Raw genomic sequence first — 21,688 nt, forward strand, 5'->3', positions numbered from 1 at the left:
ACTGGTTCGATGTCCCTGATTGCCGATAGACTGACCCATGCCGACGATGCCAGCGCGACGCTCGGTGCCGTCGGCCGGTTTGCCCGGCTGGAAACGCGCCTGGTGGATGGCGGCGAGTGGGACCGGATTATCGCCGGTTTCGACGAGGTCTGCCAGGAACAGCTGCATGCCTTCGCGGTGACGCGCTGGCCCTCGGCCAAGCAGGAGCCGATGCTGTTTCTGCTCGATGGAGCGGTGGTTGGCGGCGCGCTGGTGATGGTGCAGCGGCTGCCGCTGGGGCTAGGCCATATCGCCGTTGCCAAATGGGCGCCGATGCTGGCCGATGCGGCCCATCCCGAAGCCGCGGCCATCCATGCCGGCATGGTCGAGGCCATGGTGGCCGAATATGCCGAGCGGCGCGGGCAGATGCTGTCGGTGCTGCCCAGGGCTTCAATCACACCGGTCAATGGGGAATATGAGCGGCTGGTGGCGCGCGGCTTCAAGCGCGGCTCGGTGCTGGGCTTTCCCAGTCGCTATATCGTCAATCTGCGCCTTAGCGACGACGAGCAGCGCAAGAGCCTGCAGCAGACCTGGCGGCGGCAACTCAATAAATCGGAAAAATCCGGGCTCAGTTTCGAGCATGCCGGCCCCGAACAGATCGAAGCGTTCACCACGCTCTATACGGCGATGACCGACCGCAAGCAGTTCTCCGATCATTCGGCCTATGAAACGCTATCGGACCTGATGAATATCGAGGTGCCCGCATTGCGGCCCGAACTGTTTTTCGTGCGCCACGAGGGCGAGCTGGTGGCCGGCGCGCTGATTTTCAAGGCGGGCGACCGGGCCGTCTATCTCTATGGCGCCACCAATGACAAGGCGCTGCCGCTGCGGGCCGGCTATTTCATGCATTGGCACATCATCCGCTGGCTACGCGACAACACCACGGCCGGTTGGTACGATCTCGGCGGCACCGATGGTTTTCAGGGGCTGCACCAGTTCAAGAAGGGCATGGTGGGGACGGCGGGGGTGATCCAGCCCGTGCCGCCGGTGGCCAATTATGCCAGCCGGAAGCTGGCCTATCTGATGGGTGCCGGTGCCTTTGCCGCCCGCGACGCCGTGCATGCGCTGCAACGGGCCATTGATGGCTGGCGCAACCCCAAGACCAGGCCGACCCAGACCAAAGCCAGCAGTGACGAGGCGGGCGAATGAGCCTGCACCGCCGCCTGGCATCGCAGTCCGGCATCATCTTCGGCGCGCGGCTGGCCGGGGCGGGGCTGATCTTCCTGGTGCAGGCGCTGATTGCGCGGCTATGGGGGCCGGAACTGCTCGGCGAATATCTGATCGTTATCGCGGCGGTCAATCTGATCGCGGTGGCGATGCCGCTGGGCTTTCATACGGTGGGCACCTATTTCGCCGCCGAGTACCGGGCGCGGGGGCAGCGCCGCCAGTTCATTGTGTTTCTGAGCCACTCTTATGGGCATGTGGTGGGGGCGTTGGCGCTGCTACTGCTGCTCGGGCGGCCGGTGCTGGGCTGGATCGGGCAGGGGAGCAGCGTGCTGGCCGATCATTTCGTGCCGGTGGTGCTGCTCGCCTTCGGCACGGCGCTGGTCTATGTCAACGGCGCGCTGCTGGTCGGGCTCAAGCGGCCCTTCGCCGGGTTTTTTGCCGATACCATGTTCCGGCCGATGATCGTGATGGGGGCGTTTCTCGTCACCCTGGGCTTTGCCACGCCGGTGGAGGGCTTTTCGGCGATGCTGTGGCTGATCGCCATCGGCTACGTCGTTATCGCGCTGGTGCATTTCGGCTTCGTCGTCACCTCGTTCGACCGCATATCCGACACCATGCCCACCCAGCCACTGGAGCAGCGGCGGTGGTGGCGCTTCGCGCTGCCCTGGGTCCTGATCTCGCTGGCCACCGATTTTTTCTTCGATATCGATCTGCTGTTGCTCAGCCATACGCTCAGCCGCGAAGAACTGGCGATCTTTGGCGTCTGCACCCGCATTTTTTCGCTGATCTCATTCGGCGTGGCGGCGGTCTATGCGGTGACCATGCCCGACATGTTCGAGAGCGAGGCCAAGGCCGACCGGCAGGCCTTCAAGCGCAAGGTGGGTGACGCCAATTTCGTTGCCAGCATTATTTCGATTGTGCTGTTCGGGCTGGTGGCGCTGGTGGGCCCCTTTGCGCTGATGCTGTTCGGGCCGAGCTTTTCGGTCGGCGCCGCGCCGCTGGCGGTGTTGTGCCTGGCGCTGGTGGTCCGTTCGGTGATGGGGCCGGCCTCGCTGGTGCTGTCGATCCACGACCGGCCCTATGCCAGCCTGCCGACGGTTGGCGTGGGCATCGGCGCGCTGGTGCTGGGCAACTGGCTGCTGGTACCGCCGCTAGGCCTGATGGGAGCGGCCCTGGCGGCCATCATCGCCATTTCGGTGTGGTCGGTGGGCTTGTGGTGGATTGCCCTGCGCACCGCCCAGATGGATGTGTCCATCCTGCAATGGTTCCGTAATCGCCGTGCCGATGCGGTGCCGGCGGAATAGCTAGCGCAGGACGGCCAGCTTCAGCGCGCGCGCGAGCCGGTTCAGCAGGCCGCCGCTGGTGCCATGGTCATAGCCCGGCTCCAGCTTGGTCAGCGGGCGCTCCAACAGTTGATAATCTTCGCCGAAAATATGCTGTGGCAGCGTGATGAGGTGCTGGAATCCCATGCGGCTCAGAATGGTGGTCGAGGCGATATTGGCGGGCTTGGTATAGGTGGCGATCTTGTGGAAGCGGCCATTGTCCCAATGGGCGATAAAGGCACGCAAGGCGGTGACGGCCAGGGTCGAGCGCCGGTTTTCAGGGAAAATATAGGACCAGTAGAGCCACAGCGTCCCCAGTTCCGGTCCCGAGATCATGAAGCCGCCAATCTCGCCCTCGCGGAGCAGCAGCATGACGTGGTGCGGATCGGCGTCGATAAGGCTTGCCAGATAGCTCCTGGTGAGGCGCGCGGTTTCATAGGCCTTGAACTGGTCGTTGTAAAAAGGCGAAGTCAGGATGGCTTCGTGCAGCCGGGCATGCACCAGCGGAATATCGGCATAGCTGGCCGGGCGCAGAATGCGCGGGCGCGGCGCGGCAATGGGGGCGCTGGCGGTTGCAGAATGGAAGGTGGTGACGCTCATTGCCGAGGTTTTATCCAGTGAAGCTAGACCATAGCAGAGCGACCGGAGCGGCCGAAGCATCGATCCCAGGTGCAGTTAATGCTGCCTAGCGGCAAATAGGGGGGAACTACGCATTAAGTCGCGAGCCCAAGGCCTTGCCCGGCGCGGACCTGACCAGTAGAACGGGTCCGGGAGAGACCAAGGAGGACAGTATGAGCGAGCAGCTCGTATTTCAGCCGAGTGCGGCTGCGATCGCACGCACCCATGTTACCAAGAGCCAGTATGACGCGATGTATGCGCGTTCGATCAGCGACCCCAACGGGTTCTGGGCCGAGCAGGCGCAGCGCATCGACTGGATCACGCCCTTCACCAAAGTGAAGAACACCAGTTTTGCCTATCCCGATGTCTCGATCAAATGGTTCGAGGACGGGGTGCTCAACATTTCCGCCAACTGCATCGACCGGCATCTGGCGACGCGGGGCGATGAGGTGGCGATCATCTGGGAGGGTGACACGCCCGGCACCGATGAGAAGATCACCTATAAGCAGCTGCATGAGCGGGTCTGCCGCTTCGCCAACGTGCTCAAGGCCCAGGGCGTCAAGAAGGGCGACCGCGTCACCATCTACATGCCGATGATTCCGGCTGCGAGCTACGCCATGCTGGCCTGCGCCCGGATCGGCGCGGTGCATTCGGTGGTGTTTGGTGGCTTCTCGCCTGAAGCCCTGGCCGGCCGCATAGATGACTGCCAGTCCAAGGTGGTCATCACCGCCGACGAAGGTCGTCGCGGTGGCAAGACGATTCCGCTCAAGACCAATGTCGACAAGGCCCTGGAAGGCCATTCGACGGCTGAATCGGTCATCGTGGTGCGCAGCACCGGCGCCGATGTGCCGATGACTGCAGGCCGCGACGTCTGGCTGCATGAAGCGGAGACCAATGTCTCTGCCGATTGCGCGCCCGAGCCGATGAATGCGGAAGATCCGCTGTTCGTGCTCTACACCTCCGGTTCGACCGGCAAGCCCAAGGGCGTGCTGCACACCACCGGCGGCTATATTGTGTGGGCTTCGCTCACCCATGAGCTGAATTTCGACTATCGCCCGGGCGAGGTGTTCTGGTGCACGGCCGACGTCGGCTGGGTCACCGGGCACACCTATATCGTCTATGGCCCGCTGGCCAATGGCGCGACCACGCTGATGTTCGAAGGCATTCCGAACTATCCCAATGTGGGCCGGTTCTGGGATGTGGTCGACAAGCACAAGGTCAATATCTTCCACACCGCCCCCACGGCGATCCGTGCCCTGATGGGCGCTGGCACCGAATATCTGGAAAAGGCCGATCTCAGCTCGCTGCGCCTGTTGGGCACGGTGGGCGAGCCGATCAATCCGGAAGCCTGGATGTGGTATCACAAGAATGTCGGACGCGGCCGCTGCGGCATCGTCGATACCTGGTGGCAGACCGAGACCGGCGGCGTGATGATCACCCCGCTGCCCGGCGCGACCGCCACCAAGCCGGGTTCGGCAACCCTGCCATTCTTCGGCGTCCAGCCGGTGGTGCTGTCGCCCGAGGGCGTGCTGCAAACCGAGACGGTGGCCGAAGGCGTGCTGGCGATCAAGGATAGCTGGCCGGGGCAGGCGCGCACCATCTGGGGCGATCATGACCGGTTTGTCTCGACCTATTTCGAGACCTATAAGGGCTATTATTTCAGCGGCGACGGCTGCCGCCGGGATGAGGATGGCTATCTGTGGATCACCGGTCGCGTCGATGACGTGATCAACGTATCCGGCCACCGCATGGGCACCGCCGAAGTCGAAAGCGCGCTGGTCAGCCATCCCAAGGTCAGCGAAGCGGCTGTGGTCGGCTATCCGCACGACATCAAGGGGCAGGGCATTTATTGCTATGTCAGCCTGATGGAAGGCGAAGTGGGCGACGATACGCTCAAGGCCGAGCTCAAGGCCTGGGTGCGCAAGCAGATCGGGCCGATCGCCACGCCGGACCTGCTGCAGTGGGCGCCGGGCCTGCCCAAGACCCGCTCCGGCAAAATCATGCGCCGCATCCTGCGCAAGGTTGCCGAGAACGAGTTCGGCTCGCTCGGCGATACGTCGACGCTGGCTGACCCCGGCGTGGTCAATGAACTGATCGAGAATCGGCAGAACCGCTAGGGGTTTTACGGACTGATATAGGTCGCCCGCCCGGACGTGCTCCGGGCGGGCGGCCTTTTTTTGTGGCGTGGTGATAGGGCGAGTGCGGTGAGATGGGGCCATCGGCGCGATCTCAGGATGGGCCCACCACACCGTGGTTGGGGCGATATCTCAAGATGCGCCCATGCCATGCAGCACGCAGCCAGTGAGGCGCTTAGCGCGACAACGCTCAAAAATTTCTGGTGCTGGAAAATGAGTAGGGCGGGGCTCCCAAGTTCCCCGCCCGAGGTAACGACGTTGTGGACCGAAAGGTTGAAAAACGGTCCACGCCCCTAGTCACCAATCTTTAAATTGCCACATAGTTCAACGTGGCACATCCCCCAAATGGGGGAGTCGCGGGGGCTGCCATTGTTTTGGCTGCTTTAGCCGGTCATCGTCACATAGTGATTCGAGTCCGGACGGCCCCCCAAGTGATGTTGTATTTCCGCTGCCTTGCCGCTGCCTTTGCCCTGCTGGTGCTGCCTGTCGCCACCAGCAGCGCCGCGACCCTGGAACAGATGGCCGGGCAGATGATCGTGGTGGGCTTTCAGGGCACGAGCGTCGATGCAGCGCCGGTCGCGGCGTTGCGCGAGGAACTGGCCGCCGGTCGACTGGGCGGCATCATGATGCTCAAGACCAATGTGAAGAGCCTGCCGGCCGTGGCGGCGATGAATGCGGCGTTCCGCGACGCATCGCCTGAGTTGCCGCCCTTCATCACCCTTGATCAGGAGGGCGGGGCGGTCGAGCGGCTGACCAAGGATGTGGGGTTCAAGGAAATCCCCACTGCCGCCAGTATCGCCGCCAATAACACGCCGGCCGAGGCCGAAGCCATCTATGCCGGCATGGCCGAGGCCATCGCCGAGCTGGGATTTACCGTCAATTTCGGCCCGGTGGCCGATATCAAGCTCAACCCCAACAATCAGGTGATCGCCAAATTCGGCCGGGCTTATGGCAGCGATGCCGCGACCGTGGCGGCCTATGATGCGGCCTTCATCAAGGCGCATCGCGCGGCGGGCCTGCTGACGGCGCTCAAGCATTTTCCCGGCCACGGTTCCTCGACTGCTGACAGCCATGAAGGCTTTGTCGACATCACCCAGACCTGGCAGGAGAGCGAACTCGAGCCCTATCGCCTGCTGCTGGCCGATGATCTGGTCGATATGGTGATGGTGGGCCATCTCTATCATGCCGATTATGCCGATGCGGGGGCCAAGACCCCGTCATCGCTGTCGCCGCAATGGATCGACGGCGTGCTGCGGAAGGACCTCGGCTTTGATGGCGTCGTTATCAGCGACGATCTGGAAATGGGTGCGATCCGCGATCATTTCACGCTGGAGCAGACCGTCACCATGGCGGTGCGGGCCGGCATGGATGTGCTGTTGTTCTCCAACACAGCGAAATATCGCGCTAGCCTGGGGCAGGAAATTCTCGACATTCTGGTTGCCGAAGCCGAGGCCGATCCTGCTTTCGCTGCGCGCATCGAAGCCAGCTACGACCGGATCGTGGCACTGAAGACAGGGATTCGCTAAGCGCCCGGAACGCCAGTCCCCAGGCTTTCCCCACCTTCTCGTCATCAGCGGTTCCCTCCCGGGCCAAGCGCGGATAAAGTGCGCCTCCTTGAAGCAGGAGTTTTTGCTTGATGGCGGATGACCGCGAAGTCCGACAGGTCCGGGCGATATTCATTTCGGACGTACACCTGGGCATGAAGCCAATCCGGGTCGGACAACTCATCGAATTCCTGCGTGCGCATGACGCCGAGACCATTTATCTGGTCGGCGACATCCTCGATGGTTGGCGGCTGGCCAAAACCTGGCGCTGGCCGACCGAGTATAATGTGCTGGTGCAGATCCTGCTCGACAAGGCCAATGCCGGTACGCGCATCATCTACCTGCCGGGCAATCACGACGAGTTTCTGCGCGAATATCTCGGCACCTATTTCGGCGAGGTCGAATTTGTCGACCGCACCATCCACACCTCGGCCTCGGGCAAGACCTACCTGGTGATCCATGGCGACCAGTTCGACGTGGTGGTGATGCATGCCAAATGGCTCGCCCATGTCGGCGACTGGGCCTACAACGCTGCCCTGCGCATCAATATCGCCATCAACTGGGTGCGGCGCCGGTTGGGCCTGCAATATTGGTCGCTGAGCGCCTGGGCCAAGCAGAAGGTCAAGAACGCCGTCTCGGTGATCGGGCGCTTCGAGGAAGCGCTGGTGCATGAGGCCAAGGAAACCGGCGTCGATGGCGTCATCTGCGGCCATATCCACTTTGCCGACATGCATGACCGGCTGGGCATTCACTACATCAATACCGGCGACTGGGTCGAAAGCTGCACCGCCATTGTCGAGAATTTCGATGGTGCGTTCGAGCTGGTGAAATGGACCGAGATGGTGGTCGGCGAACCCAAGAAATTCCGCCTGCGCAAGGCTGTGGGCTGAGGGCGACGTTAGGTTCGGCGGTCGGTCATAGTATCCAAACGCGCTGTCATCCTGGCCTTGAGCCGGGATCTAGCCTGAGATCTATTCACCGGCACGATCTCAGGATGGGCCTCGGCTCAAGGCCGGGGTGATGCCGTGGGTGGGGCGAGGTTCGCGGTTGGCCGCCGGCCGTGACCTGCTCCCTCTTGTAATGTCGGACAATGCGGGGCACGAAGGGTTCTGGGCGCTGATTTGCCCGGAGTTTATTCCCCATGCCTGCGGCACTTACGCGTTCGGCCAGCCCCGAGCTGCGCGCTTCGCTATACCAGTTCACCGTCTATCTGCCCGGCGCAGTCAGTTCGGTGTTTCTTGGCATCTGGCTGAGCCAGCGCGGGCTGCCGGCCGACCAGATCGGCATCGTCAATGCCGTTCCCATGCTGTGCCTGCTGGCCGTCAATATGCTGGTGGGGCGCTTGGCCGATCGCGCCAAGGACTGGCGCAATGTCATCATCATCCTGTCGCTGATCGGCGCGGCGGTCCCGATCGGGCTGTTCTTCGTCAATGAATTCTGGGGCATCGTTCTGGTCTGGGCGCTGTGCACCATGAGCAACGGCCTGATCCCGCCGATCATCGATGCGGCGACGGTGCGGATGACGCGGCGCAATGGCAGCGATTTCGGTACCATCCGCGCCTGGGCCACGGTGGGCTATGTGGTGGGCGCCGGCGGCATCGGCACGCTGCTGGCGGTGTTCGGGGCCGAGGCCTTCGTGCCGCTGTTCGTCGCCATGTCGCTGCTGCGCGCGGTGATTGGCCTGCTGCTGCCGCGCTTTCGCGCGCCGGATCATCAGAAAACGCTGGGCCAGGCCGGTCCCGGGCCAAAGCTGCGCGACTCGCTGAAACTGTGGTTCGTGCTGCCGCTGCTGGCTTTTGCGCTGATCAACTCCAGCCATGCGCTGATCGGCGGCTTTGGCGGGTTGTTGTGGGTGCAGAACGGGGTGCCCGACTATTTCATCGGCCCGCTGCTGGCGGTGGCGGCCTTTGCCGAGGCCATCGTGATGTTCGCGTGGCGGCGTTTTGGCGGTCGCATCACGGCGCGCAACATGATCCTGGCCGCCTGCATCGCCTCGCTGTTGCGCTTCATGGTGATGGCGTTCAATCCGCCGGTGGTGCTGCTGTTCTTCGTGCAGATGCTGCATGCCATCAGCTTTGGCGTCGGCTATTTCGGCGTGGTGCATTTCATCGCCAACTGGACCGACGAATCCAATGCTGCCGAGGCGCAGGGCTTTGCCAATATGCTGCAGCAGGGCGCCTCGGTGCTGTCGCTCGCCGCTTTTGGCTGGCTGGTGGTGCATTTTGGCAGCGCGGCCTTCTTGGCTTCGGCCGTGGTGGCGGTTCTGGGCGTGGTTTGCGTGCTGGTTTCGCTGCGCATCCGCCCGCCCAAGGACGCACATTGACTGCCTTGCTGAAATCGATATGGCTGGTCGGGGTCTGACCAGCTCCTGATTTGTCACCGGCGCTGCTGAGCGCGCTCATTTTCCGAGTATTAGCCATGTCGCTGCCTGCGGCGCCTGCCCGTATGACGCCCGAATTGCGCACCACGGCGTTCTATTTCACCTATTTCATGGGGCCGGGCGCGGCCGTGATGTTCCTGCCGATCTGGCTGAGCGAAAAGGGCATCTCGCCCGAGCAGATTGGCCTGATTAATGCCGTGCCGGTCTTCGCCATTCTGGCGCTCAACCTGATCGTCGGCCGGGTCGCTGACCGGGCCAAGGACTGGCGGCAGGTCATCATCATCGGCGCGCTGATTGCCGGCATCGTCCCGATCGGGCTGTTTTTCGTCAATGAATTCTGGGGCATCCTGTTGTTCTGGACCCTGGCCAGCCTGCCGGGCGGCGCCGTGGGGCCGGTGCTCGACGCCGCCACCATGCGAATGACGCGTCGCAATGGCAGCGATTTCGGTACCATCCGCGCCTGGGGCACGGTGGGCTATATGCTGTTCAACGCGCTGACCGGGTTTCTGGTGGTGTGGTACGGCTCGGATATTTTCGTGCCGCTCTTTGTCGGCCTGGCTTTGCTGCGCGCCGTCGTGTCGCTGCAATTGCCGGCGTTTCGCGCGCCGCCGGGGCAACCGACGATTGCCGGGGTGCGGCCGGTGGCGGGCAAGCTGACCGAGATCATCGTCAAGCCCTGGTTCTTCCTGCCGCTGGTCGGGTTTTCCCTCATCTATGGCACGCACCATATTCTGAATGCCTTCGGCTCGCTGCTGTGGAAGGAGCAGGGCATTTCCGAAAGCATTATCGGTCCGCTGATCGCGTTGGGCTCGGCTTCCGAGGCGGCGATGATGTTTGCGTGGCGGCGCTTTGGCGGGCGCGTCTCGGCGAGGCATATGATTCTCATTGCGGCGCTGGCCTCGGTGCTGCGCTGGGGTGCGATGGCGTTTTCGCCGCCGGTCGCGGTGCTGATACTGCTGCAGCTCACCCATGGCCTCAGTTTCGCGCTGGGCTATCTCGGCTGCGTGCATTTCATTGCCAACTGGACCAGCGAGGACATTGCCGCCGAAACGCAGAGCCTGTTCACGGTGGCGCAACAGGTGGCGTCGGTGGCGGCGCTGGTGGGTTTTGGCTGGGCGGTCGGCCTGTTCGGCGCCCACGCCTATTTCTTCTCGGCCCTGGCCGCCATCGTCGGCGCGCTCTGCATCTGGCTTTCCCTCCGCATGGTGCAGCCCAAGGATGACACGATCCAGACCGGGTGAGGGGAGCGTTGCTCCCGCCCCGGTCTCCTTTCATCTCCCCAAACAAAAACGGCCCCGGTTTCCCGGGGCCGTTTTTTGATCTGGAGGCTGAGCTTAGCTCAGGCGGCCGCTGGCGTGGGCAAGGGTGGTGTAGACCTTGCCGCGATCGCTGAGCAGATATTCGCGGGTCTCGGCAGCGGGGTGGGCGCCCGCGGCGGCGCGCTTCAGCAACTGTTCGAATTCGCTCATATAGGCCTGTGCGGTGCGGGCGAAGTCGGGCTCGCGCTGCAGCTTCTTGCGCACGTCATCATAAGTGCCCTGGCCAGCCAGGGTGTAGATGCGGCGCGAGAACACATTGGACTCGCCAGCCTGATAGCGGGCCCAGGCATCGCCCAGCGCCGCGTCGTCGATCGAGCGAGCGATCTCTTCGGTCAGGCCCGACAAGCCGTTCTGCGGCTGCTGGGGCTGGCTGCTCTGCTGCTTGGCCGTGGCGTTGCGCAGCACGTCACGCAGCCATCCACCGGCCTCGGCAGGCGCTGCTTCGGCTTCGGCGACGGGCTGGGGGGCCGGCTGCTGCACGGGCTCGGGCGGACGCTCCATGGTGCGGATCGGGTCGGCCAGCGTCTGGCGGGCCGGCTCGGGGCGATAGGCCTCGCGTGCGGGGGCCGGCTCGGGCTGACGCGGCGGCTGATAGGCCGGGGCTTCGGCACGCGGGGCAGGGCGCGGCGAGGGGCGACGATCATTGAGATCATGCGTCGCCGGCTGGCTGCGCACGATGGCATTGAGTTCGCTCAGCGCTTCGATCTGCTCGGCCACGACGCGGCGCATGGCAGCGGCGCTGGCGCGGGTTTCCTCGGGCAGTTCGTTGACGCCGCGCGCCAGTTCGGCGCGGGTGGCTTCCAGCTCGCTGCCCACTTCCTTGGCCGTCTCGCGCATGGCGCGGGCGGTGTCGTTGAAGCGCAGGGTGGCTTCTTCGATGGCGCGCTGCATTTCGGCGACCATGTGCTGCTGGGCCTGCTGCAGGGCAGCATTGGCGCGGCGGCCTTCTGCATCGGCAGCACCGCGGAATTCGCCGAGACGGTCGCTGACCTCGCCCGAAGTCTCGTCCAGCGCCTGGCGGAAGGTGCCGGTGGTCTGGTCGATGGCGGAGCGGAGCTGGCCGATATTGGCGGTGACGGCGCTGCGCACCGAGGCCGAGCTGTCGTTGATGGTGTCGGCCAGCGTGCCGGTGGTGGCGTTGAGCACATCGGTGACATTGCTAGCGGTTGCGGCCAGCACATCGCTGACGCGGTGAGCATTGTCCTCGAGGGCGCTGTTGACCTGGTTGGTCTGGTCGCTGAGGGCCAGGCGCACCGTGGAGGCGGTCTGGTTGAGGGCGGTGGCAGCGGCATCGGCGGCGCGCTGCACGGCGCCATCGACCTGGCTGGCATTGCTCGACAGGGTCGAGGTGAAGCGCTCATTGGTGGAGTAGAGCGCGTCGGTGACGCTATTGGTCGAGGCCTGGATGGCTTCGGTGATGGTGCCGGTGGTCTGCTCCAGGGTTTCCACAACCGTGCCGGTGGTGGCGGTGAGCGCCTCGTCCATGGCGCGGCGGGCACCAATCAGGCGGCGTTCGGTATCGTTGACGGTATCGGCAATCGACTGGGCGAACATGCGCATGCGGCCATCGATATCGTCGGCGCGCGAGGCAAAGCTCTGTGCCAGCGCATCCATGGCACCACGGCGGTCTTCCAGCGTCTGCAGGGCATCGTCGCTGGTGAGGGCCAGGGCATTGGTGGCCTGGGCCATGTTGGCGGCTTCGCCATCGAGACGGCCCAGCACGCTGGAGAATTCGCCGACCATGCCGCGAATGGTGGCCTGCAGGGCCTCCACATGCTGGCTGACCATGGTGCCGGCCTGTTCGGTCTGGCCGATGGCCTCGCGCACGGTGCTGGAATAGGTCGAGGTCTGCTGGGCGACGCTGGTTTCCAGGTTCGCAAGATTGGCCGTGGAGGCGTCGAGCACGCGCTGCAGCAGCAGATTGGAGTCGTTGAGCTTGCCCAGTGCCGCCGTGACATCGGTGAGGATGCGGGAGGTCGACACGGCCATGATGGCCTCGGCTTCCTTGGCGTTTTCGCCCAGGGCGTCACGCAGCAGATTGCCATGGCTGTTGAGGGCGCCCTGCAACTGATCGGACTTTTCGCTGACCAGTGCGGCAAAGGCATTGGTGTGCTGCTCGACCGAGCGATTGATGGTGGTCAGGCGGGTCTCGATGGTGTCGACGGCGTCGACGGCCTTGACCGTCAGCAGCTGGTCGATATCGGTCGCGGCCACGCGGATCTGCTCCAGCGCGATGCGGACGGCCGAGTCCATGTGGTTGGCCGTGTTGGTGATGTCGGACGCGATATTCTGCGTCGCCGCGGTGATGCGGGTGGCGATGGTTTCTTCGATGCGGTCGGCGCCGGCTTCGAGATCGGCCATCGACTGGGTGATGGAGGTGTTGATCGAGGCATTGAGGGCGGCGAGGCGCTCGGCGGTGATGTCGGCGCGAGCGGTGATCGCCTCGGGGAGGGTGCCCAGACGCGAATCCACCATGTCGGTGATCGCCTTGCGGGCCGAGTTGACGCCGGTCTCGATGAGGTCGGCGGCGCGGCGGGCGCTTTCGCCAACTGTGTTGCTGGCGGCATCGATGCGCGCGGTGACGCCGTTTTCGGCATCGGAAATGCGGGCGATGGCGCTGTCGAGGCCCTGGCCGAGATTGCTGTTCAGCTCGGCCACCTTGTCGGTGATCAGCGACGACATGGTGGTGACGCGCTCGCCCATAGTGTCGGTGGCGGTGCGTAGCGAGCCGTCGATCTTGGCGCGGGCTTCCTCGCCCTGCTGGGCAATGGTGTCGGCCAGTTCGCTGGTGCGTAGGCCGATGGTTTCGCCGATCGAGGCGGTGTGGGTCGCCAGCGTGTCGCTGAGCGCCTGGGTGCGGTTGCCGAGGGCTTCGGACAATTGCTGGGTACGGGTGCCGACGGTCTGGGCCAGATGCTGGGTGCCGCCATCAAGGGTTGCACGCAGTTCGGCCGAGCGGCTGTCGAGTTCGCCGGTCAGCGTGCTGGTGCGCTCGCCGATTTTCGACGCGAGCAGGGTGGTGCGTTCTTCCAGCTGGCTGACCATGGAGGCCGTGCGCTCATCGAGCTGGCTGGCCATGGTGCCGGTGCGGTCGTCGAGCTGGGTGACCAGCGAGGCCGTGCGGCCATCGAGCTGATCGGCCAGGGTGGCAGTACGCTCGTCGAGCTGGCTGACCATGGTGGTGGTGCGCTCATCGAGCTGGGTGACCATGGTGCCGGTACGGTCATCAAGCTGAGTGACCAGCGAAGTGGTGCGTTCGTCGAGCTGGCTGGCCAGGGCGCCGGTGCGCTGCTCGAGTTCGAGCGACAGCGTGGTGGTCTTTTGGCTCAGCGTATCGGCGAGGCGCTGGGTGCGGCCGGCAATCGCCTGATCGAAGGCGCTGGTGCTGCTCGACAGGGTTTCGCCGAGTTCCTGGCTGCGCAGGCGGATGGCTTCGCTCATGTCGCGGCTGCGGCCGCCCAGGGTTTCGTCGAGTTCGAGTGCGCGGGTTTCAAGCGTGCTGGCGAGTTCGCCAGTACGGGCGTCGAGCGCACCGGTCAGTTCGCTGGTGCGGGTGGCCAGAATGTCGTCAATCGCCTTGGTGCGACCGTCTAGGGCTTCGGCGATGATGCCGGCATGGCCTTCCAGCGAATCCGAGATTTCGCGGCTGCGATTGGTCAGGCTTTCGGTAATGGCCTTGGTGCGGGCGCCGAGCACTTCGCTCAGCTCGCGGGTGCGGTCGGCCACGACATCGTTGAAGCGACCCGATTCCTCGTTGAGTGCCATTTCGAGCACATTGGCGCGGGCGGCAAAGCTGGTGCCCTGCGCTTCGAGGCGGGCAATGAGATTGTCGCCCTTGTCGCCGATGACGCCGTCCAGCGAATGCAGGCGGGTATCCAGAATGGCGGCGATTTCATTGAGGCGGGCGTCGAACTGGCCCAGCGAATCCTGGCCGGCGGTGGCCAGCGTGATGCGGGCGCGTTCCGAAGTGTCGTCCAGCGCGCCGTTGATTTCGATGACCGCCGATTGCAGGCGGCTATCCATGGCGTTGAGCTGGATGGAAACGGATTCGTCGAGCTGACGGGTGAGGGCGCTGAGCAGGACCTCGGCTTCGCGCGAGCGGCCGGTAATGTCGTCGGCAATGCGCTGGCCGATCATGTCCAGCCCGCCGGTGACTTCGTGGCCGCGTTCGCGCAACTGGTCGAGCAGCGAGGCGCCGCCATCGGTCAGCAGCGTCGACAGCGATTGAGTGCGCTCATCAAGAGCAGCCGAGAGTTCGCCGGTGCGCTGTTCGATCAGCCCGGCAATCGCGCCGGTGCGGTCTTCGAACGAGCCGGTGAGGGCGGCGGTGCGGGCTTCGATCTGCTGGGTGCGCGAATCGATGGCATCGGCAATCGAGTGCGAATGGCTGTCCAGCGCGTCGGTCAGCGAGGCGATGCGGCTTTCAACGCCGGCATTGAGGTCGGCGGCGCGCGCGTCGAGCGTGCGGGCCATGGCGCCCGTCTGGTCCTCGAAGGTCAGGGCCAGGCGGCTGGCGCTGTCATCGAGCGAGGAGATGAAGTCGGTGGTGCGATTGTCGACCAGCGCAACAAAGCTCTCGGTGCGCTCGCCAAAGGAATTGGTCAGCGTGTTGCCGGCGGTTTCAAGCGCGCGGGTCAGATTGCCCCCGCTTTCAACGATGGTGCCAGAAATGCGCTGGCTGATCATGTCGAGGTCAAACACCAGACCGGTATGGCTCTCGGTGATGGCTTCGCGCACGCGCTCGGTATTGGTGAGCACGCTTTCGCGCTGGCTGGCCAGTTCGGCGATCAGCGCACGCATGCGCGATTCATTGTCCGAATAGGTGCGTTCGAGCGCGGTGACTTCGTTGTGGATCATCACTTCGAGTTCGCCGGCACGCGACAACGCGCGTTCCAGCCCATCGCCCAGTGCATTGACTTCGCGGCGCACGGCTTGGCCGACGGAAGCGACCTTGTCGGCGGCGGTGACTTCGGGCTCGGCCAGGCGAATGGCGGCCTGGGTGATGGAAGAGGCGGCGTTGCGCAGATCCTGCGCGCGGCGGAACAGGGTGGCGACGGCAAAAAAGCCGAGCACGGGCAGGAACAGGATGGCGACCAGAGCAATGAAGTCGATGGTGCCCATGAACTGGCCGAAATTGCCCATTTGCGGGCCATAGCGCAGCCAGGCGACGGCGCCGGCGACGGCTAGCCAGACAATCGACAGCACCAGCGCAATCCAGGCCGGGGCGGCCGAGGAGCGATTCTGCAGATTGTAGAGCAGCTTGGAGGTGGGGAAGCGGTCGTCATTGGCGACGCTGCCGGCCTGCTGGGCGATCTTGTCGGCGGCGCGCAGACGCTCGGAGCGGGCGCTATCTGACGGCTTCTTTTCCGTAGCCTGCGGGGGAGTGCTGTCGAGGTTGAACACCGACTCCTTGAGGGCATCTTCGACGGCTGAGAAGGCCAGCGCGGCGGGATCGTTACTGGGGGTCAGATTCTTCGCCATACTCTTTACAACTCTCGCGTCGGCTTCACAGCGATCAGGCGGACGATGGAAGTTGTCATGACTCTCCACCCGTTTCCGGGCTGGTGGTCATTTGGAAACAATTCGATGCAAATGCCCCGCATCATTCCCCAACCGTCGCCGCCGCGCGCTGGTTCAAAGCCCATTAATACATTCAATTTTACGCAAACCGAGCGCAAACTTACCCAAAGGTTAATTTTTTGGGGAAGGTCGGCGCCATCACAAACCGCAAACAAAGGCGAAGATGTGGCTTAATCACCTGTTCACCCGGCCGATTTACGTTGGAGGCGTGGTATTGTCCGGCTGTTTCGGACGCGTCGCCGCACGAGTACAGGAGCCAAGAATGGCGCAGCAATCCGCAGCGATCGATGATCTCGATCAGGCCCCCCATGCGCGGGCCATGCGCCCCATCGACATGGTTCATCTGGCCAAGCAATGCCTTGGCGATGAATATCTCGAATATGAAATCCTGCGGCTGTTCGACACCACGATCAGCACCTATTTCACCCGGCTCGAACTGGCGAGCAGCTATGACGATCTGGCGCTGAACCTGCATTCGATCAAGGGTGCGGCCAGCGGCGTCGGCGCCTGGACCATTGCCGATCTGGCCAAGGCCGCCGAAGTCGAAATCCAGGCCGGCCGCCCCCTGGCTCCTGAACACATTGCCGACATGGCGGTCGCCATTGAAGAGGTGCGCGCCTTTATCGCCCGCAAGCTGGCCGACGCGCCCGAGTGATGCGAGGGAATCAAATGGGGCGGACACCCCGCCACATTTGACCCGTTTCCTGGCTTCCCTTATACAGCGCGCAATATCGACGCGCCGCCTGTGTTGCGGCCTAACCGTCCAGCAGTTCCCATGACCCCATCCACTGCCGCCGAGGTCGCAGCCCGCTCGACCGCCGAGCCGTTCCGCACCCGCCGTACCTTTGCCATCATTTCGCACCCGGACGCGGGCAAGACCACGCTGACCGAACGGTTGCTCGCGGCCGCTGGTGCGATCCAGTCGGCCGGGCTGGTGCGCGGCAAATCGGGCGTGCGCGCCACGCGGTCGGACTGGATGGAGATGGAGCAGCAGCGCGGCATTTCCATCACCTCGTCGGTGATGACCTTCGACTATGACGGGCTGACGCTGAACCTGCTCGATACGCCGGGCCACTCGGACTTTTCCGAGGACACCTATCGCACGCTGACCGCTGTCGACGCGGCCATCATGGTCATCGACTCGGCCAAGGGCATCGAGGCGCAGACGCTCAAGCTGTTTGAAGTCTGCCGTCTGCGCGACATCCCGATCATCACCTTCATCAACAAGATCGACCGCGAGGGCCTGAGCCCGCTCGACCTGATCGATGAAATCCAGAGCAAGCTGGCGCTCGATCTGACGCCGGTGCTGTGGCCGATCGGGCAGGGCGTCGATTTCCGGGGTTATCTCGACCTGCTGGAAAAGCGCGTGCTCAGCCCGCAGGGCAAGATCATCGCCGAATATGACGCGCTGGAAGACCTGCTCGACAATGAAGCGCTGGTCGACGATCCGATATTCATGATTGCGCTGGAGACGCTGGAGATGGCGCGCGCCATGCTGCCGGTGTTCGATCTCAAGACTTTTCATGCCGGCCATCTCAGCCCGGTGCTGTTCGGTTCGGCGCTCAAGGGCATTTCCGTGGCTGAGCTGCTGCGCACGCTGGGCGAGTGGGGCCCCGAGCCGCGCCCGCAACCGGCGATTCCGGCGCCGATCGATCCATCGGACAAGAAGGTCACCGGCTTCGTGTTCAAGGTGCAGGCGAATATGGACGCCAACCACCGCGACCGCATCGCCTTTGTGCGGCTGTGCTCGGGGACGTTTGTCCGTGGCATGCGGCTCAAGAATGTGCGTTCGGGCAAGGATATGGCCGTCTCCAACCCGATGTTCTTTTTCGGGCATGATCGCGAACTGGCCGATTCCGCGGTCGCCGGCGATATTGTCGGCATTCCCAATCACGGCACGCTGTCGGTTGGCGATACGCTGACCGAAGGCGCGACGATCAATGTGACGGGCATTCCCAATTTCGCGCCGGAAATCATCCGCCGCGTCCGTCTGACTGATCACATGAAGACCAAGCAGATGGCCAAGGCGCTGTCCGACCTCTCCGAGGAGGGCGTGACCCAGGTGTTCCGCCGCATGGTTGGCGCCGACTGGATCGTCGGCGTGGTGGGTCAACTGCAGCTCGAAGTGCTCAGCTCGCGCGTCGGCAAGGAATATGGCGTGCCGATCACCTTCGAGAGCCTCAATTATGAGGTGGCCCGCTGGATCGAAAGTGACGAGCCGGCCGAACTCAACCGCTTCATCACCGCGCAGAAAATGAACATCGCCGAGGACCGCACCGGCGCGCCGGTATTTCTGGCGCAGAACGCCTGGTGGGCCGACCGCGCTAAGCAGGATTTCCCGAAAATCCGCTTCCTCACCACCAAGGAACGACATTGAGCGCCCCCGATCGCGTCGAAGAGCTGTTGAATGCGGTCAAGGCCGCCTTCATGGATGGGTCGCTGATCCGGATGAAGCTGGGCGGCTATCACGGCGACGAGCCGGAGCTGAAGTCGGTCGAGATCAAGAAGATCAGTGTGAAGGGGGGCGACAAATTCTCCTTCACCTATCGCTACAAGACACGCGACATCATCAAGAATTTCATCCAGCCCGAAGCGCTGGCTTTGCTGCGCAGCGGGCTCAGGCAAGAATTCCGCAGCGCCCAGCTGGCGACCACCGAGTTCGATCTGAGCTTTGAGCGCAATGGCGACAAGATTCGCCTCAAGCGCACTCAAGTGAGCGGCCGCGAAGCGCCTGCCACCGGGCATGATCGTGCCAAGAACCGCCCGCTGACCGTCACCGACAAGCCGTATCTGCATGCGCTGGGCATCACCGGCAAGGATGGCGCGGTGCGCAATGATGCGCAGGACAAGTTCCGTCAAATCAACAAGATGGTCGAAATCTTCGCGCCACTGATTCAGGTGCTTAAAGCAGAGAATCCGCGCATTATCGATATGGGCGCCGGCAAGGGCTATCTCGATTTCGCGCTGTATGACTATCTGGCCAATGTCGCCAACCGCTCCGCCGAGATCATTGGCGTCGAGCTGCGCGAGAAGCTGGTGGAAGATGGCAACGCCACCGCCGCTGCCTCCGGTTTTAGCGGGCTGAGCTTCGTCTCTGGCTCCATTCTTGATTCTGACGCCAGCGGCGCCGACGCCGTCATCGCGCTGCATGCGTGTGACACGGCCACCGACGACGCCATCTTCAAGGGCATTGCCGCCGGTGCGGCTTTGATCGCGGTGGCGCCCTGCTGCCACAAGCAGATCCGCCGCCAGATGGAAGCGGGCAAGCCCGAAGACAAGCTTGCGGTGCTGTTGCGCCACGGCATCTTCATGGAGCGGCAGGCCGAGATGGTCACCGATACGCTGCGGGCGCTGCTGCTCGAGCTGAGCGGCTATCGCACCAAGATTTTCGAGTTCGTCTCCGACGCGCATACGCCCAAGAACAATCTGATCGTCGCCGAAAAGGATGGCCGCTTCGGCCGTGACCGTGACGCGGTGCTCAAGCAGATCGCCGAGACCAAGGCGATGTTCGGCATTGAGCGGCATTATCTGGAGGGGCTGCTGGGGTTGTGAACGCGGTGCGTGTTGTCGCACGGTGGTTCCAAACCGCTGCCCCATCCCCTATATCGGTTACGAACAGCAAGCCCGAGACCCATGACCAAGATTACATTCGTCCAAGCGGACGGCGAACGCATCGAAACCGAGGGTGAAAACGGCGCCACGGTGATGGAGACCGCTATTATGAATGGCGTGCCCGGCATCGTCGCCGAATGCGGCGGCGCCTGCACCTGCGCCACCTGCCATGTCTATGTCGATGACGCCTGGACCGAAACGGTCGGCGGCCCCTCGATGATGGAAGAAGACATGCTCGATTTCGCCTTCGACGTGAAAACGAGTAGCCGGCTGAGCTGCCAGATCAAGGTCAAGGACGAGCTCGAAGGGCTTGTCGTCCACGTGCCGAGCCGTCAGGGCTAGGCCCACCAACCACGCCACCTGGGGGCGGATGGATCGCGCGCAGCGCCCCTTCGAGCGAAGCAAAATTTGCTTGGGCGCTCCCCGCCACAGATTCATTTAGCGGCGTTTGCCCATTCCCATCAGTGGCGTTCCACGCGCGACCGCGGAAGGGAAATAAAAAAGCTATTGAATTTCAACACCTTGCTGCAAGTGACCGGTTTGGATTATTTTCCTGCCTAGTCAGGCAAGGGTTCCAATGGGTCACCTCAACACATTTCCGTTGAGCTACAAGGTACAGGGTCAGCGCATCGCCATCATCGGCGGTAACGACGAAGCCCTCAACAAAGCCCGCCTGGTAATTAAGACGACCGCGCAGGTCGTGATTATCTCCCCTCAGTTTGAAGCCGATTTCAGCGGGTTTGATATCGAGTTGGTCGAGCGCGGTTTCGTGCCGTCCGATCTCGATGGCGTGGCGCTGGTCTTTGTCGCCGCCACCGGGCCGGATGCCGAACTGGCCAAAGCCACTGCGCGGGCCAGAAACATTCCCCTCAATGTGGTCGATGTGCCGGGTGAATGCGATTTCTATACCCCCTCCATTGTCGACCGCGCGCCGCTGACCGTGGCCATCTCCACCGAGGGCGATGCGCCGGTGCTGGCGCGGCTGGTGCGGGCGCGCATCGAGGCCATGCTGTCGCCGCGCCTCGGTAAAATTGCGAGTCTGGCCGGGCGGTTACGGCATTCCGCCGAACGCCTGATTGACGACAACGCCGCCCGCCGACGCTTCTATGAGGCGCTGGTCACCTCGCCGGCGATTGAAGTTGCCGAGCTTGCGGGGCAGGGGCAGGCTGCCGGCGAAGCGCTGCTGGCCAGCCATGCGCAAGGCAATAGCGCCGGCATGGTCTGGCTGATCGGGGCCGGTCCCGGCTCGGAAGATTTGCTCACCCTGCGCGCCCAGCGGCTGCTGCAGGAGGCCGATGTGATCGTGCATGATCAGCTGGTGCCCGGCGTGGTGGTCGATATGGGCCGCCGCGATGCCGAGCGTATCGATGTCGGCAAGGCCAAGGGCCATCACAGTTTTTCGCAGGCGCAGATCAACAATCTGCTGGTGCGGCTGGCCTTGCAGGGCAAGCGCGTGGCGCGGCTCAAATCGGGCGATCCGATGATCTTTGGCCGGGCCGGCGAAGAAATCGCCGCCTTGCGCCAGGCCAATATCGCCTTCCAGATCGTCCCCGGCATCAGTGCCGCATTGGCCGCCGCTGCCGATACGGCAACCCCGGTGACGCTGCGCAAAGTATCGAGCGGCTTTGTCATGGCCACGGCGCATGGCGCCGACGATAGCGACCTCACCCATTGGGCGGCGCTAGCCCGCTCGGGGCTGACGCTGGCGCTCTATATGGGCAAGTCCATCGCCAACGACGTCGCGGCACGTCTGATTGCCAATGGTGCGGCGGCGAGCCTGCCGGTGGGCGTCGTGGTCAATGCCGGCCGGGCCGACAAATCCACCTATGCCGGCACGCTGGCCAGCCTCGCCTCGGGCGAGTTGGCCTTCAGTGACGGCCCGGCGATCATCTTTGTCGGTGAAGCCGTGGCGGCAGGCGATTGGGCCGCTGCCACCCCCTTTGCCCTTCCCAGTAAATCCGAGGCCGCGTGA

Annotated in this window: 14 protein-coding genes; 12 read left to right on the forward strand and 2 right to left on the reverse strand. The window is 63.7% G+C overall.

The features are described 5' to 3' along the window. Positions 1–9: 9 nt before the first annotated feature. Positions 10–1,188 (forward strand): lipid II:glycine glycyltransferase FemX, encoded by a 1,179-nt coding sequence (locus ACX3OW_RS06795; protein WP_459095002.1) that lies wholly within the window; start codon positions 10–12, stop codon positions 1,186–1,188. Then, positions 1,185–2,510 (forward strand): lipopolysaccharide biosynthesis protein, encoded by a 1,326-nt coding sequence (locus ACX3OW_RS06800; protein ID WP_459095003.1) that lies wholly within the window; start codon positions 1,185–1,187, stop codon positions 2,508–2,510. Before ACX3OW_RS06795 ends, ACX3OW_RS06800 begins: the two co-directional genes overlap by 4 nt. Here the strand turns inward: ACX3OW_RS06800 and ACX3OW_RS06805 are convergent, their stop codons facing one another. Beyond that, positions 2,511–3,128 (reverse strand): GNAT family N-acetyltransferase, encoded by a 618-nt coding sequence (locus ACX3OW_RS06805; RefSeq protein ID WP_459095004.1) that lies wholly within the window; start codon positions 3,126–3,128, stop codon positions 2,511–2,513. It abuts the gene before it with no gap. Positions 3,129–3,319: 191 nt separating this feature from the next. Here ACX3OW_RS06805 and acs point away from each other — a divergent pair, with 191 nt between their 5' ends. The 5 genes from acs to ACX3OW_RS06830 all read left to right on the forward strand — a co-directional run bounded on the left by acs (position 3,320) and on the right by ACX3OW_RS06830 (position 10,446). Then, a complete protein-coding gene (gene acs, locus ACX3OW_RS06810; protein ID WP_459095005.1) occupies positions 3,320–5,263 on the forward strand; it encodes an acetate--CoA ligase in 1,944 nt (647 codons plus the stop codon). Between the two features lie 452 nt (positions 5,264–5,715). After that, complete coding sequence (locus tag ACX3OW_RS06815) at positions 5,716–6,807, forward strand: glycoside hydrolase family 3 N-terminal domain-containing protein (protein WP_459095465.1); 1,092 nt, start codon at positions 5,716–5,718, stop codon at positions 6,805–6,807. 110 nt (positions 6,808–6,917) lie between these two features. After that, complete coding sequence (locus tag ACX3OW_RS06820; RefSeq protein WP_459095006.1) at positions 6,918–7,715, forward strand: UDP-2,3-diacylglucosamine diphosphatase; 798 nt, start codon at positions 6,918–6,920, stop codon at positions 7,713–7,715. A 251-nt stretch (positions 7,716–7,966) separates the two neighbouring features. Continuing rightward, the gene (locus ACX3OW_RS06825) at positions 7,967–9,148 is read left to right on the forward strand and encodes an MFS transporter (RefSeq protein WP_459095007.1); all 1,182 of its coding nucleotides are present in this window, start codon (positions 7,967–7,969) and stop codon (positions 9,146–9,148) included. Positions 9,149–9,243: 95 nt separating this feature from the next. After that, complete coding sequence (locus tag ACX3OW_RS06830; protein WP_459095008.1) at positions 9,244–10,446, forward strand: MFS transporter; 1,203 nt, start codon at positions 9,244–9,246, stop codon at positions 10,444–10,446. A gap of 93 nt (positions 10,447–10,539) precedes the next feature. Here the strand turns inward: ACX3OW_RS06830 and ACX3OW_RS06835 are convergent, their stop codons facing one another. Next, complete coding sequence (locus ACX3OW_RS06835) at positions 10,540–16,005, reverse strand: apolipoprotein A1/A4/E domain-containing protein (RefSeq protein ID WP_459095009.1); 5,466 nt, start codon at positions 16,003–16,005, stop codon at positions 10,540–10,542. 361 nt (positions 16,006–16,366) lie between these two features. Here ACX3OW_RS06835 and ACX3OW_RS06840 point away from each other — a divergent pair, with 361 nt between their 5' ends. The 5 genes from ACX3OW_RS06840 to cysG all read left to right on the forward strand — a co-directional run bounded on the left by ACX3OW_RS06840 (position 16,367) and on the right by cysG (position 21,688). Further along, on the forward strand, positions 16,367–16,759 hold the full coding sequence (locus tag ACX3OW_RS06840) for an Hpt domain-containing protein (RefSeq protein WP_459095010.1): 393 nt from the start codon (positions 16,367–16,369) through the stop codon (positions 16,757–16,759). Positions 16,760–16,879: 120 nt separating this feature from the next. Further along, on the forward strand, positions 16,880–18,481 hold the full coding sequence (locus ACX3OW_RS06845) for a peptide chain release factor 3 (RefSeq protein ID WP_459095011.1): 1,602 nt from the start codon (positions 16,880–16,882) through the stop codon (positions 18,479–18,481). Beyond that, a complete protein-coding gene (locus ACX3OW_RS06850; RefSeq protein WP_459095012.1) occupies positions 18,478–19,656 on the forward strand; it encodes a class I SAM-dependent methyltransferase in 1,179 nt (392 codons plus the stop codon). The genes ACX3OW_RS06845 and ACX3OW_RS06850 overlap by 4 nt, the downstream gene beginning before the upstream one ends. Positions 19,657–19,737: 81 nt before the next feature. Then, positions 19,738–20,058 (forward strand): 2Fe-2S iron-sulfur cluster-binding protein, encoded by a 321-nt coding sequence (locus ACX3OW_RS06855; RefSeq protein ID WP_459095013.1) that lies wholly within the window; start codon positions 19,738–19,740, stop codon positions 20,056–20,058. 235 nt (positions 20,059–20,293) lie between these two features. Then, the gene (gene cysG / locus ACX3OW_RS06860; RefSeq protein WP_459095014.1) at positions 20,294–21,688 is read left to right on the forward strand and encodes a siroheme synthase CysG; all 1,395 of its coding nucleotides are present in this window, start codon (positions 20,294–20,296) and stop codon (positions 21,686–21,688) included.

The sequence above is a fragment of the Devosia sp. A449 genome, assembly GCF_054489375.1.